The organism is Olsenella uli, assembly GCF_016900775.1.
In the GTDB taxonomy this organism is placed as follows: domain Bacteria; phylum Actinomycetota; class Coriobacteriia; order Coriobacteriales; family Atopobiaceae; genus Thermophilibacter; species Thermophilibacter uli_A.
Map to the genome: position 1 here is coordinate 1 of NZ_JACJKN010000002.1, position 18,818 is coordinate 18,818.

The 18,818-nt window shown below is 66.8% G+C and carries 18 protein-coding genes; 10 read left to right on the forward strand and 8 right to left on the reverse strand.

Going from position 1 to position 18,818, the window contains the following annotated elements; all coding sequences use genetic code 11:
• The 4 genes from H6A23_RS01570 to H6A23_RS01585 form a co-directional block, all read right to left on the reverse strand.
• Positions 1-2,439 (reverse strand): glycoside hydrolase family 3 protein (locus H6A23_RS01570; protein WP_204830452.1); only part of this gene is annotated, 2,439 nt, incomplete at its 3' end.
• A gap of 181 nt (positions 2,440-2,620) precedes the next feature.
• The gene (locus tag H6A23_RS11630) at positions 2,621-3,910 is read right to left on the reverse strand and encodes an ATP-binding protein (protein ID WP_204830453.1); all 1,290 of its coding nucleotides are present in this window, start codon (positions 3,908-3,910) and stop codon (positions 2,621-2,623) included.
• On the reverse strand, positions 3,901-4,662 hold the full coding sequence (locus H6A23_RS01580) for a LytR/AlgR family response regulator transcription factor (RefSeq protein ID WP_204830454.1): 762 nt from the start codon (positions 4,660-4,662) through the stop codon (positions 3,901-3,903). The genes H6A23_RS11630 and H6A23_RS01580 overlap by 10 nt, the downstream gene beginning before the upstream one ends.
• 72 nt (positions 4,663-4,734) lie before the next feature.
• Positions 4,735-5,217, reverse strand: coding sequence for a flavodoxin (locus tag H6A23_RS01585; protein ID WP_204830455.1), 483 nt, complete (start codon positions 5,215-5,217; stop codon positions 4,735-4,737).
• A gap of 734 nt (positions 5,218-5,951) precedes the next feature.
• Between H6A23_RS01585 and H6A23_RS11375 the strand changes: the two genes are divergently transcribed.
• The 6 genes from H6A23_RS11375 to H6A23_RS01610 all read left to right on the forward strand — a co-directional run bounded on the left by H6A23_RS11375 (position 5,952) and on the right by H6A23_RS01610 (position 11,702).
• The gene (locus H6A23_RS11375; protein WP_353652989.1) at positions 5,952-7,151 is read left to right on the forward strand and encodes an ABC transporter permease subunit; all 1,200 of its coding nucleotides are present in this window, start codon (positions 5,952-5,954) and stop codon (positions 7,149-7,151) included.
• Positions 7,049-8,647 (forward strand): extracellular solute-binding protein, encoded by a 1,599-nt coding sequence (locus H6A23_RS11385; protein ID WP_353652997.1) that lies wholly within the window; start codon positions 7,049-7,051, stop codon positions 8,645-8,647. Before H6A23_RS11375 ends, H6A23_RS11385 begins: the two co-directional genes overlap by 103 nt.
• A gap of 155 nt (positions 8,648-8,802) precedes the next feature.
• Positions 8,803-9,894, forward strand: a complete 1,092-nt coding sequence (locus H6A23_RS01595; protein WP_204830457.1) for a 2-aminoethylphosphonate--pyruvate transaminase — start codon at positions 8,803-8,805, stop codon at positions 9,892-9,894.
• Between the two features lie 161 nt (positions 9,895-10,055).
• Complete coding sequence (gene phnX / locus H6A23_RS01600; RefSeq protein WP_204830458.1) at positions 10,056-10,829, forward strand: phosphonoacetaldehyde hydrolase; 774 nt, start codon at positions 10,056-10,058, stop codon at positions 10,827-10,829.
• 90 nt (positions 10,830-10,919) lie between these two features.
• Complete coding sequence (locus H6A23_RS01605; RefSeq protein WP_286165741.1) at positions 10,920-11,081, forward strand: hypothetical protein; 162 nt, start codon at positions 10,920-10,922, stop codon at positions 11,079-11,081.
• Positions 11,082-11,093: 12 nt separating this feature from the next.
• Positions 11,094-11,702, forward strand: a complete 609-nt coding sequence (locus tag H6A23_RS01610; protein WP_204830459.1) for an alpha/beta hydrolase — start codon at positions 11,094-11,096, stop codon at positions 11,700-11,702.
• Here H6A23_RS01610 and rhuM read toward each other — a convergent pair.
• The 4 genes from rhuM to H6A23_RS01635 form a co-directional block, all read right to left on the reverse strand.
• Complete coding sequence (gene rhuM, locus H6A23_RS11390; protein WP_286165742.1) at positions 11,699-13,606, reverse strand: RhuM family protein; 1,908 nt, start codon at positions 13,604-13,606, stop codon at positions 11,699-11,701. The genes H6A23_RS01610 and rhuM overlap by 4 nt on opposite strands.
• Positions 13,530-14,354 (reverse strand): protein-ADP-ribose hydrolase, encoded by an 825-nt coding sequence (locus H6A23_RS01625; RefSeq protein ID WP_204830461.1) that lies wholly within the window; start codon positions 14,352-14,354, stop codon positions 13,530-13,532. The genes rhuM and H6A23_RS01625 overlap by 77 nt, the downstream gene beginning before the upstream one ends.
• Positions 14,355-14,381: 27 nt before the next feature.
• The gene (locus tag H6A23_RS01630; RefSeq protein WP_204830462.1) at positions 14,382-15,026 is read right to left on the reverse strand and encodes an NAD(P)-dependent oxidoreductase; all 645 of its coding nucleotides are present in this window, start codon (positions 15,024-15,026) and stop codon (positions 14,382-14,384) included.
• Positions 15,027-15,183: 157 nt separating this feature from the next.
• Positions 15,184-15,525: a winged helix-turn-helix transcriptional regulator gene (locus H6A23_RS01635; RefSeq protein ID WP_204830463.1), complete on the reverse strand. Its 342-nt coding sequence runs from the start codon at positions 15,523-15,525 to the stop codon at positions 15,184-15,186.
• Between the two features lie 132 nt (positions 15,526-15,657).
• Here H6A23_RS01635 and H6A23_RS01640 point away from each other — a divergent pair, with 132 nt between their 5' ends.
• Genes H6A23_RS01640 through H6A23_RS01650 form a run of 4 tightly spaced genes read left to right on the forward strand, consistent with a single transcriptional unit; the run spans position 15,658 to position 18,779 of the window.
• On the forward strand, positions 15,658-16,302 hold the full coding sequence (locus H6A23_RS01640) for a 4Fe-4S binding protein (RefSeq protein WP_204830464.1): 645 nt from the start codon (positions 15,658-15,660) through the stop codon (positions 16,300-16,302).
• Position 16,303: 1 nt separating this feature from the next.
• Positions 16,304-16,567, forward strand: coding sequence for a hypothetical protein (locus H6A23_RS11395; RefSeq protein ID WP_286165743.1), 264 nt, complete (start codon positions 16,304-16,306; stop codon positions 16,565-16,567).
• Positions 16,564-17,910 (forward strand): glycine betaine ABC transporter substrate-binding protein, encoded by a 1,347-nt coding sequence (locus H6A23_RS01645; RefSeq protein WP_353652990.1) that lies wholly within the window; start codon positions 16,564-16,566, stop codon positions 17,908-17,910. Before H6A23_RS11395 ends, H6A23_RS01645 begins: the two co-directional genes overlap by 4 nt.
• Positions 17,907-18,779, forward strand: coding sequence for a nitroreductase family protein (locus H6A23_RS01650; protein ID WP_204830465.1), 873 nt, complete (start codon positions 17,907-17,909; stop codon positions 18,777-18,779). The genes H6A23_RS01645 and H6A23_RS01650 overlap by 4 nt, the downstream gene beginning before the upstream one ends.
• Positions 18,780-18,818: the final 39 nt, after the last annotated feature.

Genomic DNA, 18,818 nt, shown 5'->3' on the forward strand with positions numbered 1-18,818 from the left:
GATCTCGCGGATGGACTGCTCGTTGGCAAAGGTGGCGATGCCCTGGCGTCCGGCCTCCTGCTCGTTGAGGAAGAAGTGCTTGATGGTGCCGATGAGGCCCTTGGTCCCCATGCCGGAGATGACGTTCTTGGACGCCCAGTAGCCCACCATCGGGTCCTCGGAGAAGTACTCGGAGGTGCGACCGGAGTACGGCGAGCGCAGGATGTCGGTGGCCGGCGCGTAGGCGATGGGGATGGAGGCGTAGAGCGCGTCCTCGCCGTACATCTGGCCAAAGCGGTACTGGAGCTCCGGGTTCCAGGTGGCCGCCACGATGGAGAGCGTGGCCCATCCGGTGCAATTGCGGCGGTCACCGTACTTGAACTGACCGTTCATGCCCTCGGGGCCGTCGACGATGGTGCAGCCGGGCTTGTTGACTGCCTTGACGGTCTTGATGCCCTTGGAGTCGCCCATGTTGATCAGGAGATCGTCCATCGTGAGCTGGGAGAGGAAGTCGTCCCACTTGGGATCGTCGAGCTCGACGCCCTTCATGTCGAGGAAGTTGATCTTCTGGTCGAGCTCCACGCCCAGCTGGAAGTCGCTGACGCTCTTGGCGTCGGCGGCCTTCTCGTAGAACTGCATGTCAAGGCCATCGTACATGGCGTCGTTGACGGTCAGCGTGGCAACGTTGACGGGGTAGGTGCCCTCCCAGTCGGAGCGGCTGAGGTAGGTGATCTTCTCGTCGTCGTTCACCCAGTAGTTGATGTCCGCGTCGTCGAAGATGTTGGTGACCTCGGCTTCGGCGTTGTAGGGGGACTGACGGTACTTCTCGGCATCGGTCTCGGTGTTCTCGGAGACCCAGACCTTGGCTGCGTCGGTGCTGCCCTCGACGGTCTGGCCGTTGTGGTCAAAGAGTTTGCCCGCGACCTCGGTGCCGCACTTGAGCGCGAGGACGTTGTTCAGGGCCTCGTGCGCGCCGTTGCCCACGGCGAAGTAGTAGTCGCCGGCATCGAGGATGTAGCCCTTGGCGGTCTTTGAGTCGTAGGAGGCCAGCAGGTAGCCCGGAACCTCCAGCTGCACGGTCTGTGAGTCGCCCGCGGCCACGTCGACCTTGTCGTACGCAAGAAGCTGGATTGCGGACTTCTCCACGCCGTTGGCCTTGTCGTAGTCCGTGTAGGGGGACTGCACGTAGAGCTGGACGCTCGCCTTGCCGTCAACATCGCCCGTGTTGGAGACGGTGGCGGTGGCCGTGAAGGTGTCCGTTCCGGCGTTGTAGGTCACGTCGTCGAGCGTGTACTCGTAGGTGGTGTAGGAGAGGCCAAAGCCAAACGGGAAGCAGACCTCCTCGGCGTAGTTCCAGCCGTCTGCGGAGGCCTTGACGCCCGCCTTGGAGCTGGCGTTGCCCTGGCCCAGGATGCAGTCCTCGTAGCGGGTTTCGTAGTAGCGATAGCCCACGTAGATGCCCTCGTTGTAGGAGACGAAGACGTCGCCTGCGGCGCGCGGGGCCTTGGAGCCGTAGTTGAACTGATGCAGGCCGAAGTTCTCTGCGGACGGGGCGGAGAGCGAGTTGGCCACGAAGGTTGCCTGGGTGTGGCCGGACGGGTTGACCTCGCCGGTGAGCACGCGCACGGCGCCGGGCATGCCGTAGAAGCCGGGGTTGCCCACCCAGAGCACGGCGTCCACGTCGTAGTCCTCGAGCCAGCCTAGCTCGAAGGCAAAGACGCTATTGAGGAGAACGACCGTCTTGGAGAAGGCGCCGGACCCCCTGATGGCCTCGAAGATGGCCTTCTCGTTGTCGTCGAGCTCAAGCATGCGCTTGCCGGCCTCGTTGGTCATCGCGAGGTCCTGCCCCTCGGTCGCAAAGCGCGAGAGGGTGACAAACGCCACGTCGCCGTAGCCTGCGAAGGACCCCCTGACGTCGTCGGAGAGAACGGAGGCGTCGTACTCGCCCACGTTGCTTACGGTACGGTCCGCCGGCGCGGAGGCGTTGGCGTAGGCGTCGAGGAGCGTCTCGTTGACGTTGAAGCCCGCGGCGCGCAGGGCGTCGACCGGGGTCTTCTGGAAGTCGAGGTTGGTGGAGGAGCCGCCCGCGGTGCTGCGGAAGACGGGATCGATGCTGCCGCGGCCGAAGGCCGTGACGTTGCGCTCGGACTCGGCGAGGGGCAGTGCGTTGTCCTTGTTATACAGAAGGACGCTTCCCTCTTCCTCCTCTCGCTCGCAGAACTGGTACGCGGCGGTTATGTAGGCGTTGAAGCCCTCGTCGGAGAGCGTGCCGTCGGCGGTGAACTCGGTGCCGCCATAGCCCGTGCCGGCCTCGCTCACGCCCAGCGCGTGGTTGATCTCGCCCTCCTGCTGGAAGGCGACGGTCGATGCCGACGCGGCAAGGCTCGTGAGCAGCGCGCCGGCACCTGCGGCGCCGAGCCAGCGCCTGGTGACGTTCCTGGGCGCTTTTGGTTCTGTCATGTGACCTCCCTTTCCCTGATTCATGGTGAGCCGCGCCGCTCGCGCGCTGTGCACCGCGCGCGGGAGGGCGCCCCGATGAGGCCACGTTATTTTTCAGGGCTGTGGAGGGTCAACGAAGCGGGCACAATCGTCGCAAAACGCGACCCAAATCGCAGAAGCGCGGCAGGGGCGGACCGCCCCGTCAGCCCAGGCGCGCGATGGGAAGGGCGACCACGAGGTAGAAGACGTGGTCGCGCACGAAGAACTCCGCGGTGCCGCCGTACTTCTCGGCGATGCCCTTTATGCTTCTCATGCCGTAGCCGTGGGACTCCGAGTCCTCCTTGGTGGTTACGAGCGAGCCCTTCTCCACCACTGGCTTGGTGGGCGTGTAGTTCTCAAAGCGGATGACCGCCATGTCGCCCGAGCGCGTGACGCTCACGCTGATCGTGCGGCGCGAGCGGTCCGCCACCTGCTCCAGGCACTCGATGGCGTTGTCAATCGCGTTGCCGAAGAGCGAGTAGATGTGGTAGCTCTTCATCGAGCCGAGCGCCTCTCCGTCTGCGGAGCAGATGAGTTGCACATCCTTCTGCGCGCACAGCGAGGCCTTCTGCGTAATCACGATGTCGAGCGCCTTGTTGCCGGTGAAGTAGCGAAGATTGAGGCTCCTCATCTCGCTCTCCAGGTTGGCGCGCTCCTCGGCGGATACGCGCGAGTACTGCTGCTTGAGGTCGTGGTAGCGGATGTTGATCTTTTCCATGTCCTCCTTTGCGCGCTCGTACTGCAGGCGGTCCTTCTCGAGCAGGCGCTCGAGGACGCCGTTTTCCGCCTCAAGGCGCTTGACTCCGCAGTTGGTGATTTCGAGGGAGAGGATGGTTACCGCAAAAAGCACGCAGAAGGCGCCCAGCGAGAGGTAGCTGGAGAGATAGGTGGGCGCCCCGGTGTCGAGGTTGCCCTCTAGGATGGAGCTCAAAAACACGGCCACCACCAGGAAGAACGCAGAAAAGAGGACCGTGCGCACGCTGTTGAACATGAGCTGGACGTCCCTGAGGAGGCTTCGCGTGAAATTGAGGTAGATGGGTATGCACACAAGGACGTTGAACGTGGCGAGAAAAACGAGGGCAAGCCAGGACGGAATGGCCGGGCACCTCATGGCGAGAGGTATCAGCGCCATGTAGGCGAGCTTGCTCGTGATGTGCTGAACGGTGTAGGCGCAGGTTGCCGTGAAGACCGCGTGCACGACCGAGCAGTCAAAGCACAGGAGGACCCATAGCAAGACGAGCGCCACAAAGGAGATGAGGTTGAGAATCGAAGGCATGGCCGTCATGTAGAGGAGCTCTGAGAGGGCAAGCAGGGCCGCGGCGCCCAGGGCGGCCCGCGCCGCAAAGTGGTCGCGACGGGAGTCCCAGGGAGAGAACAGGCAGGCACCCACGAGAAGGCCAAGCATGACCTGGTTGGAGAAGACGAAGTCGCCAAGGGCGTCGATTACGGGCACGGCGCCTCCCAGTCCTGCGTGGCAAGGCGGCGGGCGAACTCGCGCTTGAAGGAGTCGCGATACGTGCGGCCAATGGGCAGGACGCGCTCGCCGACGTATACGTCCGAGCCGCTGATCGCGGTCACGAAGCTCAGGTTGACGAGGAAGCTGGCCGAGCAGCGGGCAAATCCGTGGGGCGCCAGCTCGGTGGCGAGGTCGCGCATCGAGCCACGCGACTGAAGGGTGGTCTCCCGGCCGGTGGCTCGGTCGAGCACGGTGTAGATGAGGTTGTGCTTGCGGACCTCGACGCAGGCCAGGCCGCCCACGTCGACCACGCGTGACGAGGCCCCGTCCTTGACGATGATGCGCTTGCCCGGGCGCTCGCGCAGGCGGGCCCGTGCGGCAATGGCCTTGAGCGCCCGCTCCAGGTAGAGCTTGAACGGGTACCACTCGACGGGCTTCACGAGAAAGCCCAGCGCAGAGACCTCATAGCCGTTGACGGCAAACTGTTGGAGGTTGGTGCAGAAGATGATGACGAGGCTCGAGTTGGTCTGGCGGATGGCCGCGGCGAGCTCCATGCCCGACATCCCCGGCATGTCGATGTCCAGGTAGAGAATGTCAAACTGACTGTCCTTGTCGGCGAGGTAGGCCCCGGCGCTGGAGTAGGTGCGAACCCAGAGCTCCAGGTCGTTTTGCATGCCAAAGCGCTCAACGGCCGCCTCGAGCTTCTGACGGGCCGCCGCCTCGTCGTCTACGATTCCGATTCTTACCATGACCCGCCCTTCCCTAGCCAACAGTTGTACCTGTTTGTGCAGGGCTGGGCAACCATCCGGGCTTCCTGCCGCCTAGCGTGCGATGCCCTCCGCCCACGCGCGCAGCTCGTCTGCGTCCAGGCGGCCGTTGAGCAGCCGGCCCTCGAGGACCGTGGCTTCCGGCACGAGCGCGGCCATGCGCTCCGGCGCACGCCCGAGGCCGCTGCCGCCGCTCGTGGCAAACGGGACAACGGTCTTGCCGGCAAGGTCGTGGGCCTCGGACTCGAGGAAGGTGTCGATGATGCGCGGCTCCACGTACCACCAGATGGGAAAGCCCACGAAGACGGTGTCATAGGCGTCCATGTTGTCCACGCGGCCGATGATGGCGGGGCGGCTGCCCTCGTCCGCCATCTCGCGCGAGCTGCGGCTGCCCCCGTTGTTCCAGTCGAGGTCCGCGGGCGTATAGGGCCGCTCGGGCGTGATCTCAAAGAGGTCGGCGCCCGTCGCCTCCGCGAGGGCCTTTGCCGCGCGCTTCGTGGTGCCGGAGGCGGAGAAGTACGCTACCAGAGTGCTCATGGGGGTCCTTTCTCTTTAGTGACACAACGTCACTAGTAAGAATACCCCCGAATGGCCGGTTGTGGACTTGAAGCTGCGACTTTTCTGGCGCCGGGGGCACGTAAGGTGCGGGCATCCCTTAGCGTGTCTGGGGTTGGTCGTCTGATACCTCGGAAGGATTGGAAAAAACACCTACAATCGGCATCGAGTTTCGCAAAACACCAGTTGACGTAATCCGGTGGTGACGGTTGTAGGTGTTTTTATAGGGCCCTGGCAAGTACCTGCGCCGTACCAAATATTAGTATTCAAATTATGTGCCGCCGGGGCGATAAAAGCCGCTCCAGACGGAGGGCCCGCGCGGCCAGCGGTCGTCGCGGGCGCGCGTCCAAGGCCGTCACGGCGGGGCGCGGGCCATTGCGGCTCAGGCGGAAACGTGACCGCCCTCTGACGGAGCCCTTACGAAGACCTTCCCGACGGCTGAAAAACGCCTCATAGAATCCCTTCTCGGTCGCGCGTGGAGACTCGCGCGGCCCGCCGTGTCTCCCGCCACTCATCGATGCCGTCCCGGCGTCGCATGCAACGCGTCTTCCCGCGGCATGACAAAAAACCGAACACCCCCGCGCGGCGCCCGCGTCGTGCGGTGTCCATACGGCTCTTTGCCATGCAATCGAAATGCGGAAGGCGGGTAATTCTCCACCCTCGCGGCCGCCAGTCCGAGAAGGACGCTCCAGGAAAAGGAGCTCCGCGCCATCTTCGTGGTCATCGCTGCCATCTTTGTCGCGTTTCTCGCCATCCCGATGGTGCTCGTGCTGGTGCGCTCCGTCACCACGGCGGACGGCGGGCTCACCGCCGCCAACTTTGCCGAGGTCCTGGGGCGTCCGGAGTTCCTGCAGTCCATCGCCAACAGCTTCGTGGTCTCCGCTGCCGCCGCGCTGGTCTCCGTGGCGCTGGCGTTTCTGCTCTCCTACACCATCAACTGCACGAATGTGCCGCCCCTGCTCAAGCGCGCCATCGGGCTCCTCGCGCAGCTGCCGATGCTGCTGCCCACGATCACCTACGGCTTTGCGATCATCTACACCTTTGGCCGCACGGGCCTGCTCACGCGCCTCCTGGGATTTCAGCTCTTCGACATCTACGACTTCAACGGCCTTCTCCTGGGCTACGTGATCTACACGCTGCCTACTGCGTTTCTGCTGGTGGACAACAGCCTCCGCTTCATCGACAAGCGCTTCATGATCGTGAGCCGCGTCATGGGCGACTCGCCGCTCCAGACGTTCGTGAGCACGGTGCTCCGCCCGCTCGCCGGCGCGCTCTGCGTCGCCTTTGTCCAGAGCTTCTTCCTCGCGTTCACCGACTATGGCATCCCTACCTCGGTGGGTGGCCAGTACGACGTGGTGGCCCTCGAGCTCTACAACCAGATGCTCGGCGCGCTGCCGGACTTCAACAAGGGCGCGGTCATCGCCGTCGTGATGCTCATCCCGTCCGTGGCGAGCATCATCCTCATGGCGGTGCTCGAGCGCTTTGCCATCCGCTACAACAAGGTCACGCCCGTGGAGCTCGAGAAGAGCCGCGTGCGCGATGGCGTGGCGGGCGGCCTCTCGGTGGCCGTGATCGTGGGTGTGCTCTCCGTGTTCCTCGTCATCCTGATCGTGCCGTTCATCGAGATGTGCCCTACCGGCCCAACTTCACGCTCGACCACGTGGCTGCTGTCTTCACCGACCCCGACCTCGCGAGCACGCTCTCCAACTCGCTCATTGTGGCCGTGCTCACGGCGCTTCTGGGCTGTGCGCTCGCCTACGCGGCGGCGCTCGTCACGGCGCGTTTCAACCTCTCTCCGGTTTCCAAGCGGATCGTGGACTCGGTCTCCGGCGCCATCAACGTCGTGCCGGGCATGGTGCTCGGCATCGCGTTTCTGTTCGCGTTCTCGGGCACGCCGATCCAGGGCACCTTCGTGATCCTCATCGTCTGCAACGTGGTCCACTACTTTGCCACGCCGTATCAGATGATGAAGGACTCCCTCACCAAGATGAACGCCAGCTGGGAGACCACGGCCAAGCTCATGGGCGACTCCTGGTGGAAGACCATCGTGCGCGTGGTCACGCCCAACGCCTGGCCCACGATCCTCCAGGTCTTTGGTTACTACTTCGTGAGCGCCATGGTCACGATCTCCGCCGTGGTCTTCCTCACGGGCGCCCACACGATGGTCATCACGACCAAGATCTCCTCGCTCCAGCACCTGGCGGAGTTCGACAGCATCTTTGCGCTCTCGCTCGGCATCCTCGTGATCAACCTCGCCGTGAAGGGCCTCATCGCCCTGCTCACGCGAGACCGCTCCGCGCGCACCGCGCGCAAGTCCATCCGCATGCGCGACACCGGACGCTCCGACCAGTCGCTCGCGCAGGGGCTGCTCGGCCAGCCCGAGCCGCCCAACAACCGCGGCCTGGTCGTGGCGGGCGTCGTGGTGGTGGCCGTGCTCGCCGTGACAACCTTCGCGGGCCTCACCCGACCCGGCGAGGGCGAGGCGGCGGCTCCGGCCGAAGGCCAGGTGGTCATTGCGAGCAACGCGGACGAGGAGGCGCTCGCCGCCTACCGCAACGCGCTCGACGCCGCCGGCTACGAGGGCCAGTACGTGATCCAGAGCTTCGGCACGAGCGAGCTCGGCGGCAAGCTCCTGGCCGAGGGCACCAACCTCGAGGCGGACGTGATCACGATGTCCTCCTGCTACGTGGACAGCGCCGAGGACCAAAACGCCATGTTCGCGGAGCTCACCGACGTGGAGGCGGTCCCGCTCGACGAGATGACGCCCGCGTGGCGCGCGCCGGCGCAGGCCCAGGAGGGCGCGATCTTCTACAACACCGAGGTGCTGGCGAGCGAGGGCCTGCCCGTGCCCACGAGCCTGCGCGACCTTGCCGACCCGGTCTACGAGGGCATGGTCTCCCTGCCGGACATCACCGGGTCCTCCACGGCCTGGCTCCTCATCCAGGCGCTCGTCGACGCCTACGGCGAGGCCGAGGCGCAGGAGATCCTCACCGGGATCTACCGCAACGCCGGCCCGTACCTCTCGCAGTCCGGCTCCGCGCCCATCAAGAACGTGCGCGCCGGCGAGGTGGCCATCGGCTTTGGCCTGCGCCACCAGGCGCTCGCGGACAAGGCGGAGGGCCTGCCCATCGAGGTCGTGGACCCGGCCGAGGGCACCTACTCGCTCACGGAGTCCGTGGCGGTGGTCGACAAGGGCGGCGCCACCAACCCGCTCGCGCAGGAGATGGCCGCCGCGATCATCGACGGCGGGCGCGCCGAGCTCATGCAGACCTACGCCAAGACGCTCTACGAAGGCGAGGTTCCGGCCGACAACACCCCTGCCGACCAGCGTGAGTTCCCCGAGCCGCTGACCGTCGGGCTGCTCGATCGCCACCAGGAGCTGTCGGAGGCCGCCAAGCGCGCCGCCGCGTAGCCCGGCCGCACGGGTCACCCGCAGCATGCATTCTGCGCCGTGCGGCCAATAGAACGCCAGATGGCGAGAAGAACCTCGCGCAGAATGCATGCTGCGCGGCGTGGCCAGGACCCACCGCGGGTTCCTCTTGCCGGACGATCTCAAGAAAGGAAGCCATGAACACCTACAAGCTGCTCACCCCCGGCCCGCTTACCACCACCATGACGGTGAAGGAGCAGATGCTCTTTGACCACTGCACGTGGGACGACGACTACAAAGCCATCACGCAGGAGATTCGCGCGGAGCTGGTGCGCCTGGGCCACTGCGACCCTGCGGCCTATACCGCCGTGCTGATGCAGGGCTCCGGCGCCTTTGGCGACGAGGCCGTGCTCACGGGCGTGGTGGGAGACGACGAGAAGGTCCTCGTGTGCTCCAACGGCGCCTATGGCGAGCGCATGGTGGAGATCTGCCGCCACGCGCGCGTGCCGCACGCGGTCTACGCCGAGCCCTATGACCAGATTCCGCAGGTCGAGAAGGTCGCGGCGGCGCTTGACGCCGACCCGGCCATCACGCACGTGATGATGGCCCACTCCGAGACCACCTCCGGCCTCATGAACGACGTCGAGTCCGTGGGCGCGCTCTGCCACGAGCGCGGCAAGGTCTTCATGGTGGACGCCATGTCGAGCTTTGCCTGCGTTGACATCCCCGTCCAGGACTGGCACATCGACTTTTTGGTCTCGAGCGCCAACAAGGGCGTCCAGGGCGTGCCGGGCTTCTCGTTCGTGCTCTGCCGGCGCGACCTGCTCGAGGCCAGCCGCGGCAAGGCGCGCAGCCTCTCGATGGACCTCTACGACCAGTGGGTGGCCATGGAGAAGGACGGCAAGTGGCGCTACACCTCGCCCACGCACGTGGTCCTGGCCTTCCGCCAGGCGCTGCGCGAGCTCGAGGCCGAGGGTGGCATCCCGGCGCGCGCGGCCCGCTACGCGGAGAACCAGCGCCTGCTCACGGAGCGCATGGAGGCCCTGGGCTTCCGGCTGTACCTTGCCCACCACCAGGGGCCGGTCATCACGACGTTCTTCTATCCCGAGGGCGCGACGTTTGGGTTTGGTGAGCTCTACGACTACATCAAGGAGCGCGGCTACGTGATCTACCCGGGCAAGCTCACGGACGAGGAGACCTTCCACCTGGGCAACATCGGGGAGATCTACCCGGCCGACATCATGAACGTCACCGACGCGATCGCCGACTTCCTGGCGGAGCACAAGTAGTCCTCCCGGGCGGTCCGCCCCATTGCCCCGTGCTCAAACAGCTTGCTGCGCAAGAACTGCGCGCGGGACAACGGGGCGGACCACGCTGAGGACTGCTGTGCTCCGCCGGCGGTCGACGGTCGGTGGACGAGGAAACAAGGATGCGAGATGAGGGGGTTTCTATGGTTGAGGCTGTGATTTTTGACTGGGCGGGCACGACGGTGGATTACGGGTGCTTCGCGCCGGTGCAGGCGTTCATCGAGACGTTCAGGGCGGCGGGCGTGGAGCCCACGATGGAGGAGACGCGTGCGCCGATGGGCATGCTCAAGATCGACCACATCCGCGCGATGCTCGCCGGCGAGCGCATCAAGGCGGAGTGGGAGCGCGTGCACGGCCACGCGCCCGACGAGGGCGACGTCCAGGCGCTCTACATCCCCTATGAGGAGCGGCTGCTCTCCATCTTGGACAACTTTGCCACGCCCAAGCCGCACGTGCTCGAGGCCGTCTCCGAGCTGCGTGCCGCGGGCGTGAAGATTGGCTCCACCACCGGCTACAACGACAAGATGATGGCCATCGTGGAGCCGTGCGCGGCCGAGCAGGGCTATCGGCCCGACTTCTCCGTCACGCCGGACGCCGTGGGCGGGCACGGGCGTCCGTACCCGTACATGATCTTCCGCAACATGGAGGCCCTTGGGTGCTCTGACGTGCGGCGCGTTGCCAAGGTGGGGGACACCGTCTCGGACGTGCGCGAGGGCCTCGCGGCCGGTGTCATCTCGATTAGCGTGATCGAGGGCAGCTCGGAGATGGGCCTTTCCCAGGCCGAGTACGAGGCGCTCTCCACGGACGAGAGGGATGTCGCCTGCGAGCGCGTGGCGGCGACGTTTCGCGCCGCCGGGGCCACCGCGGTCATTCGTGCCATGGCCGAGCTGCCAGCCCTTCTCGCCCAGCTGGCGTAGGCGCCGTGCAAAGGGGACGGTCACTTTTGCACGCTGGCGCGGGAACGGAAGGGTTGCCGCCGTTCCGCTCCCGCGCCACGTTCGGGCATCGTGCTCTGTACCGACAAGAGCGACTCGCTCGTCGAGTACACTCTTCCCGAGGACAACGCGCAGATATTCGCTGCCAAGTATCTCTCGCACCTGCCCTCCAAGGAGGAGCTGGCGCTCGAGCTGAGCGCGGAGTATCGCGCGCTCGACGAGGCGGCGGACTGACGGGGAGGTTGCTTGATCTACGTCATTGACTCGTCGGAGCATCCGATGGACGTGGCGACGGCCGCGGAGGGGCTGCGCTCGCGCGTGGTGAGCGTGCCGGTCGCGGACTGGGGAGATGCGCTCACGCCGTGGCCCGCCCCCGCGCTGCGCCCGGGCGAGAAGGACTTTGGCGGACGGGCGGACGTGACGCTCGCTGCGCTCGCCCAGGAGCTCGGCCGGGTGCCCGGGCCCCATGCCGTCTGCGGTTACTCGCTCGGCGGGCTCTTTGCGCTCTACGCGTTCGTGCGCGAGCCGCGGCTCGCGGCCTGCGCCTGCCTCTCGGGCTCGGTCTGGTACGAGGGCTGGGTCGACTGGCTCCGCGCAAACGCGCCGGACTGCGCCGGGCGCTACGTGTTCTTCTCGGTGGGAAAGAAGGAGAAGCGCGCGGGGCTGCCGTTTCGCCACGTGGAGGAGGACCTTGCCGCCTGCGCGGACGTCCTGCGGACACGCGGGCGCCAGGTCGAGGTGGCGCTCGGCCCCGGCAGCCACATGCAGCACGTGACCGAGCGCCTTGCGGCGGGTCTTGCCGCGCTCGACGCGTTTCTCGCCGGTGGCGGGCGGGTCGGCGCAGTCCGTCCCTAGCCCCGCCGTATGAAGTGCCTGACGAGTGCCACCATCACGTCCTTCTCCTCCGGCTTTGACTCGGCGATGAGGATCGTCATGGCCACGAGTGCGCTGTCGTCGATGGTCTTCTCGCCCGCGGGCGTGAACAGCGCCCCGTTGCGGTCGAGGAAGTACAGGAAGACCGCGGCGGCGATGCGCTTGTTGCCGTCGAGGAAGCTGTGGTCCTTCACGACGAAGTAGAGCAGGTGGGCCGCCTTCTCCTCGAGCGTGGGATAGAGGTCATGTCCGTCAAAGCTCTGGAAGACGTTGCCGACGGCGCCCTTGAACGAGGCGTCCTTCTCCACGCCAAAGAGCGTGCTCTCTCCGCCAAAGCGCAGGGAGTCGATCACCTTGCGGCACTCCTCGTAGGAGAGAGCGCGTGTGGAGGGCGTGCCCTCGGGCGCCGTCACGCAGAGGTGGTCGTAGTCATCGAGAAGGTCGAGCGCTCCGGTGTAGCTCTGGACGATGTCGAGGATCTGGCGGGACTCCAGGCTCTCGGGGACGCGCGCCATGATCTTGGCGACCTGCCCCAGCTGCTCGAGCCGTCGCTCGTTCTCCGCGTGGCCGGCCACGATGTAGCGACGTAGCACGTCCGTGGCCCAGCGGCGGAACTCGACGCCGCGCGCGGACTTCACGCGGTAGCCTACGGAGAGGATCATGTCGAGGTTGTAGTGCTCGACCTGGTACGTCTTGCCGTCGCGGGCAGTTGTCGCAAATTTTGCGACAACTCGATTCTCGGACCCCGCGAGCTCCTCCAGCAGCGCGTTGGCGACGTGCTTGCCGATGGTCTTGACGTCGCGCCCAAAGAGAGTCGAGAGCTGCGCGCGGCTCAGCCAGACGTCCTCTCGCTCCGGGTCGAGCTTCACCGGCAGCTCAATCGCCCCATCAGCCGACTCAAACAGTACAATGCTCTTCTCCCGGTCCATGCGTGCCTCCGTTCTGCCGCTCCTTCGATAGAACAAACGTACGCTATGGACCGGACAATAATTGCCCGGGGGTTGCCGCGCCGTCAGCCGAGCAGCGCGTCCACCACGTCCGCCGCGCTCGCGTCGAGAAGGACGCTCCGCTCGGCGATCTCTGCCGGCGCGCATGCCTCGCCAAGGTTCACGCAGGCATAGGTGGCATGCGGGTTCTCGGCCGCCATGCGCCAGAACGGGAACTTGATGATGACGGGGGTGTTGCCGCCCACGCCAAGCTCCAGAAGGATTAGTCGCGACCCCCCGGTGGCGGCGAACGAAGTCCTGGTAACGCGCTGCGGCGGCGTGCCAGCCCTCGTCCTCCACGAAGGTGTCGTCCGCGCGCAGGTTCATGGTCATGGGCGCGCCGCAGATCGGGCAGCGCGGCACGAGCTCCGTGGGCACGCGCAGGTCGCGCTGCTCGGCGACCATGCGCCGAACCCGCGCCTCGTTGTCGTAGGTGCGCGCGTGGCACGGCACGCTGCACTGCCAGAGGCCGTAGTCGCCCTGCGTGTAGAAGAGGCGTCCCTTGGGAAGGCCCGCGCGCTGGAAGCAGTGGTCCACGTTGGTGGTGAGGACGAAGAGGTCCTTCTCGGCCAGCAGCTCAAGAAGCTGCTCGTAGAGCGGGGTGGGCACCGGGTCGTAGCGATTGATCTTGATGTAGCGGCTCCAGTAGGCCCAGCGCTCCTCCTCCGTCGGGAACGGGAAGAACCCGCCGGAGTACATGTCCGTGAAGCCGTAGCGCTCGATGAAGTCGGCGAAGTGCTCGCGGAAGCGCGCGCCGGAGTACGTGAGTCCAGCGGCCGTGGAGAGCCCGGCGCCGGCGCCCACGAGCACGGCGTCGGCCGCGTCAAGCGCGGCGGCGAGCCGCTCGAGCTCCGTCGAGGAGTTCCTGGTAGATGCGCTGGTCAGCGTCGAGAAAAACATCGAAGATCACCTTGAGCCTGTGGTCGGTGTTTGCGAGGTGGTCGAGGACGGCGCGCACGGCGATTCGCGCCGCCTCCTCCTGCGGGAAGCCAAAGACGCCCGTGGAGATGCAGCAGAACGCGAGCGTCCGGAGTCTGCGGCGCGTGGCCTCCGCTAGACATGCTCGGTAGCAGCTGGCGAGAAGATCCTCGTCGTGCGGCGTCGGACGCCCGCTCTGCGCGATGGGCCCCACGGTGTGGAACACGTACCGGCTCGGCAGGTTGTGTGCGGACGTGACCTTGACCTGGCCCGTGGGCTCCGCGCGGCCCTGCGCGGCCATGAGCCCGGCGCAGTCCAGGCGCAGCTGCATGCCGGCGTAGGTGTGGATTGCGTTGTCGATGCAGTGGTGCCCGGGGACAAAGCAGCCGAGCATCTGGCTGTTGGCGGCGTTCACGATGGCGTCCGCCGCGAGGCGTGTGATGTCCCCGCGCCAGAGCGCCACGCGGGAGAGCGTGGGGTCCGCGGCGTTCACGGGCGGCAGGGCCGCCGCGTCCGCGGCCCCGCCGCGCTCGCGCAGGCGCTCCGCGAGGTAGGCGTCCTGCACGGACAGCACCTCGGGCGCCACGGGAGCGGGCGGGCGAACGTTCGTGAGCGCGCGCAGGAGGGCGCGCTGGTCGTCGTCGCCTTCCGGCACCGCGATGTGCTCTCCGTCCGCGCGCTCGGCGAGCAGCGCCTCGATGAGGTAGATCCTGCGCTCTTCCTGGGTCATGACCGTCGCCCGCCCTTCTTGCCGTGCCTACTTGCTCACCACGGAGACGCGCTCGCGCACGTGCTCGCCGCTCTCGATGAGGTCCACGATTGCGATGGCGTAGTCGGCGTAGCTCACGCAGGACTCGCCGGCCGCGTTGAGCGTGAGCTCCTCGCCGGCGAGCGTGTACGCGCCGGAGCGAGCCCCGTCCGCCTGGAAGTCGGCGGCAGGGGAGACGTAGGTCCACGCCACGTCCGTGCGCTCGCGCAGGTTGGCGAGGGCGGCGCCGTGGGCGGCCGAGAGCGGCTTCCAGTCCTCGGGGAAGTCGGGCCCCTGGTCAACGGTGGCGGTGTGCTCCGGGTTCACGAAGAGGCTGCCCGCGCCGCCCACGACGACGAGGCGCACGGGCGTGCCGGCCACGCAGTCGGCTAGGTGGACGGCCACGTTGGTGATTGCGGGGATGGTCTCGGGCGTCCAGCCGCCCGCAGCGTCCACCACGGCGTCAAAGCCGGCGAGGTCGGCGGCGGTGAGCTCGAGCGCGTCCTTCACGAGGGCCTTCTCAGCCGCGGTCTTGTTCTCGCCGCGCACGATGGCGGTGACGTCCACGCCGCGTTCCACCGCCTCCTCCACCACGAGCTGGCCCACGCGACCGTTGGCGGCGACGACGGCGACCTTGAGGTTCTTCTCGGACATTGCGGTTCCTTTCTCCTGCGTTCGTGCTGACACCTGCATGGTCCCGCCGATGGTTTCCGTTGGGAAGTAGGCACAATAAAGTGCGGTAAGTACCTCTGGGTAACTAATGGCGATGAGCCGTGCAGAGAGAAAGGGGCGCGGGTCGTGCGGGCCGTGCCTACGCGAGCGATGCCTTGTAGCTCGTTCCCCAGGAGCCGAGCGCGTCGATCACGGGGGAGAGGCTCATTCCCAGCGGCGTGAGCGCGTACTCCACATGCGGCGGCACCTCGGGGAAGACCGTTCGCGAGACGAGCCCGTCCTCCTCCATCGAGCGCAGCTGCGCGGTGAGGACCTTCTGGCTCACGTCGCCCACGGACTTCCTGAGCTCGCCAAAGCGCCTGGGCCCGTCCAGGAGGTCGCGGATGATGAGGACCTTCCACTTGTTCCCGATGAGCGTGAGGGTGGTCTCCACCGGGCACGCCGGGAGCTCCTCGAGTCGTGTTGCTGTGCTTGCGGTCATGGCCTACCCTCATTTTCCTCGATGGTTTCCCAGAGGGAACTAGCGCACAATATTGTGCTTACTTCCCTTTGGACACCGTCCAGCATACAACGTTGCCAACGGAAGGACCTCCGACAAGAAGGGGTGGATACGGTGGCAACGGAAGAGGCGGCGTGGACGGCCGAGAAGTGCCTGGCCCTGGTGCGCCAGATCAGGGACGTGGTGTTCTGCACGGTGGACGAGAGGGGCCTGCCGCAGGCGCGCTTCATCGACGTCATGCTCCAGGAGGGCGAGCGCCTCTGGTTCTGCACCGCGCGCGGCAAGGAGTTCCACCGCCAGCTCATGCGGGACGGCCACGTGGCTATCGCCGGCATGAACGACCGCTGGCAGACCGTGCGGGCGATGGGCGAGGCGCGCCGCCTGCCTGACGACGAGCAGCGCGCCTGGATCGACCGCATCTTCGCGGACAACCCCTCGATGGAGGGCGTGTACCCGGGCGAGGCGCGTTACGCGCTGGAGGCGTTCGAGCTGGCGGCGGGGACCGTCGAGTTCTTTGACCTGGGCGTGCAGCCCATCGAGCGCGCATCCCTCTCGTTTGGCGGGGCGTCGGCTCCGGAGGCGGGCTTCGCGGTCACGGGCTCCTGCATCGGCTGCAGCCGCTGCGTGCGTGCCTGCCCGCAGGGCGCCATCCGCCTCGGCGACGACGGCCGGGCCCGCATCGCGCGGGAGCACTGCCTGCGCTGCGGCCGCTGCGCGGAGGTCTGCCCCGTGGGCGCCATCGAGAGACGAGGCGAGTAGCATGGACGTCGTTCAGGGCATGCTGACCGAGCTTGCAGGCAACCCCGGTTTCTACGCGGGGCTCGCGCTCGAGCATCTGGCAATCTCCGGCCTCGCCATCCTCATCGCCATCGTGGTGGGCGGGCTCGCCGGCATCCTCATCGCGGGGTTTCGGCGCGCGGCCAAGCCCACGCTCGCCGTGGTGAACCTGCTCTATACCATACCGAGCATCTCGATGCTGGGCTTCCTCATCCCGTTCTCCGGCGTGGCGACGTCACGGCGGTGATCGCCCTTACGGTCTACGCGCTGCTCCCGATGGTGCGCAACACCCACACCGGCCTCACCGGCGTGGACCCGGCCATCGTGGAGGCCGCTCGCGGCATGGGCTCCACGCGCCTGCAGGTGCTCCTCAAGGTGCGCCTGCCGCTCGCGGCGCCCGTCATCATGGCGGGCATCCGCAACATGGCCACGATGTCCATCGCGCTCGCCGGCATCGCGAGCTTCGTGGGGGCGGGCGGCCTCGGCGTGGCCATCTACCGCGGCATCACCACCAACAACGCCGCCATGACCATGGCGGGCTCGCTCGTGATCGCGGCGCTGGCGCTCGTGGTGGACGCGCTGCTCGGGGTCGTGGAGAGGCGCATGCGGCTTCGCACGGCCAAGGCGCGCAGGCAGAACCGGGTGGCCGCAGGCGTCGTGGCGGTGGCGTGTGCCGTGGCCGCGGTGGCCGCCGGTGTGAGCGCCCTTCTCGCCCCGGGGTCTGCGGGCACCGTCCGCATTGCCAGCAAGCCCATGACCGAGCAGTACGTCATCACGGAGATACTGCGCGAGCTCATCGAGGGCCGCACGGACCTCTCTGTGGAGCTCACGCAGGGCGTGGGCGGCGGCACGTCCAACATCATGCCGGCGATGGAGTCCGGCGAGTTCGACCTCTATCCCGAGTACACCTCCACGGGCTGGAACCTGGTGCTCGGCGAGGAGGGCGTCTACTCGGAGGACCTCTTCGGGGAGCTTGCGGCCGCCTACGAGGACGACCTGGGCATGACGTGGCGCGGCATGCACGGCTTCTCCGACCAGTACGGCCTCGTGGTGTGCCGCGAGGTGGCCGAGAAGTACGACCTGCGCACCTACTCTGACCTGGCTCGCGTTGCCGGTGAGCTCACGCTGGGCGCGGAGTACGACTTCTACGAGCGTCCGGACGGCTACGATGCCCTGTGCGCGGCCTACGGCATGAGCTTCGGCGACACGATGGACATGGATATTGGGGTTAAGTACCAGGCGCTCGCGGCGAGCCCGGACATCCTGCTCATGGACGATCCCTTCGGCGCGGTGGACGAGATCACGCGCGGTCAGCTGCAGGACGAGCTCCTGCGCATCTGGCGTGAGACGGGGATCACGGTGATGTTCGTCACGCATGACATCTCCGAGGCGCTCAAGCTGGGGACGCGCGTGCTCGTGATGGACGAGGGCCGCGTGGAGCAGTGCGACCGGCCCGAGGTTCTTCTCACCCGTCCGGCGACGCCCTTTGTGGCGCGCCTGGTGGAGCGCGAGCGCAGGATGTGCCGGCTACCGGAGGACCAGCTGTGGGAGTGTCCCATGAGCGCCGCGGCGACAGAGGTTGCAAAATGAGCGACGTCTCCGGCGAGGCCCGCTTCACGGTGGGCGACGCGTGCGTGGGTTGCGGCGCATGCACGAGGGTCTGTCCTGGCCAGGCGCTCGAGATGGGCCCGGACGGTCGGCCGCACATGGCCGCCTATGAGGGGTTTGGCTGGAACGGCTGTTGGAAGTGCCAGCACTGCCTCTCTGCGTGCCCGGTTGGTGCCATCTCGATCTTTGGGCTGCGCCCGGAGGACAGCCTCGCGCCGTGCGGGCCCGAGGAGGCGGCACCCGTGCTCGACTCGCTCATTGCCAACCGGCACGCGTGCCGGCGGTTCCTTGACAAGAACGTGGACCGGGCGGTAATTGACGACATGATCTCGCGGTTGGGCAATGCGCCGAACGGCGGCAACAAACAGCAGGTAGAGTTTGCGCTCATCGACGACGGGGGCCAGATGCGGGCGTTTCGCACCGCCGTGCGCGCGGAGATGGAGCACCTGTGCGAGAAAGGCGTCTATCCCGAGGGCTTTGACCGGGCCTCCGTGGACGACATGCGCCGCTGGGAGGAACGCGTGCGCCCAGACATGCTCTTCTGCGGGGCCCCGCACTTGCTCGTGCCGCACGCGCCCCTCGGGGCGGGGGAGCCGGTTGCGGACGTGAACATCGCGTGCGCGTACTTTGAGCTGCTGTGCGCCTCGCGCGGGCTGGGATGCGCGATAATGACGTTCCCGCTTGGCTGGCTCGACCTCATGCCGGAGCTCAAGGCGTGGCTGCACATTCCGGAGGGTCATTACGTCGCCATGCCCCTCGGCTTTGGTTACCCGGAGATTCGCCACCGTCGCGGGAGCCAGCGCGCAATCGACCCGTCGCGCGTGACACGGCTCACGTTCGACGGCGCCTGACGCGAGGACGGTGAGGTTTGGGCACTGCGCCTCCTCTCA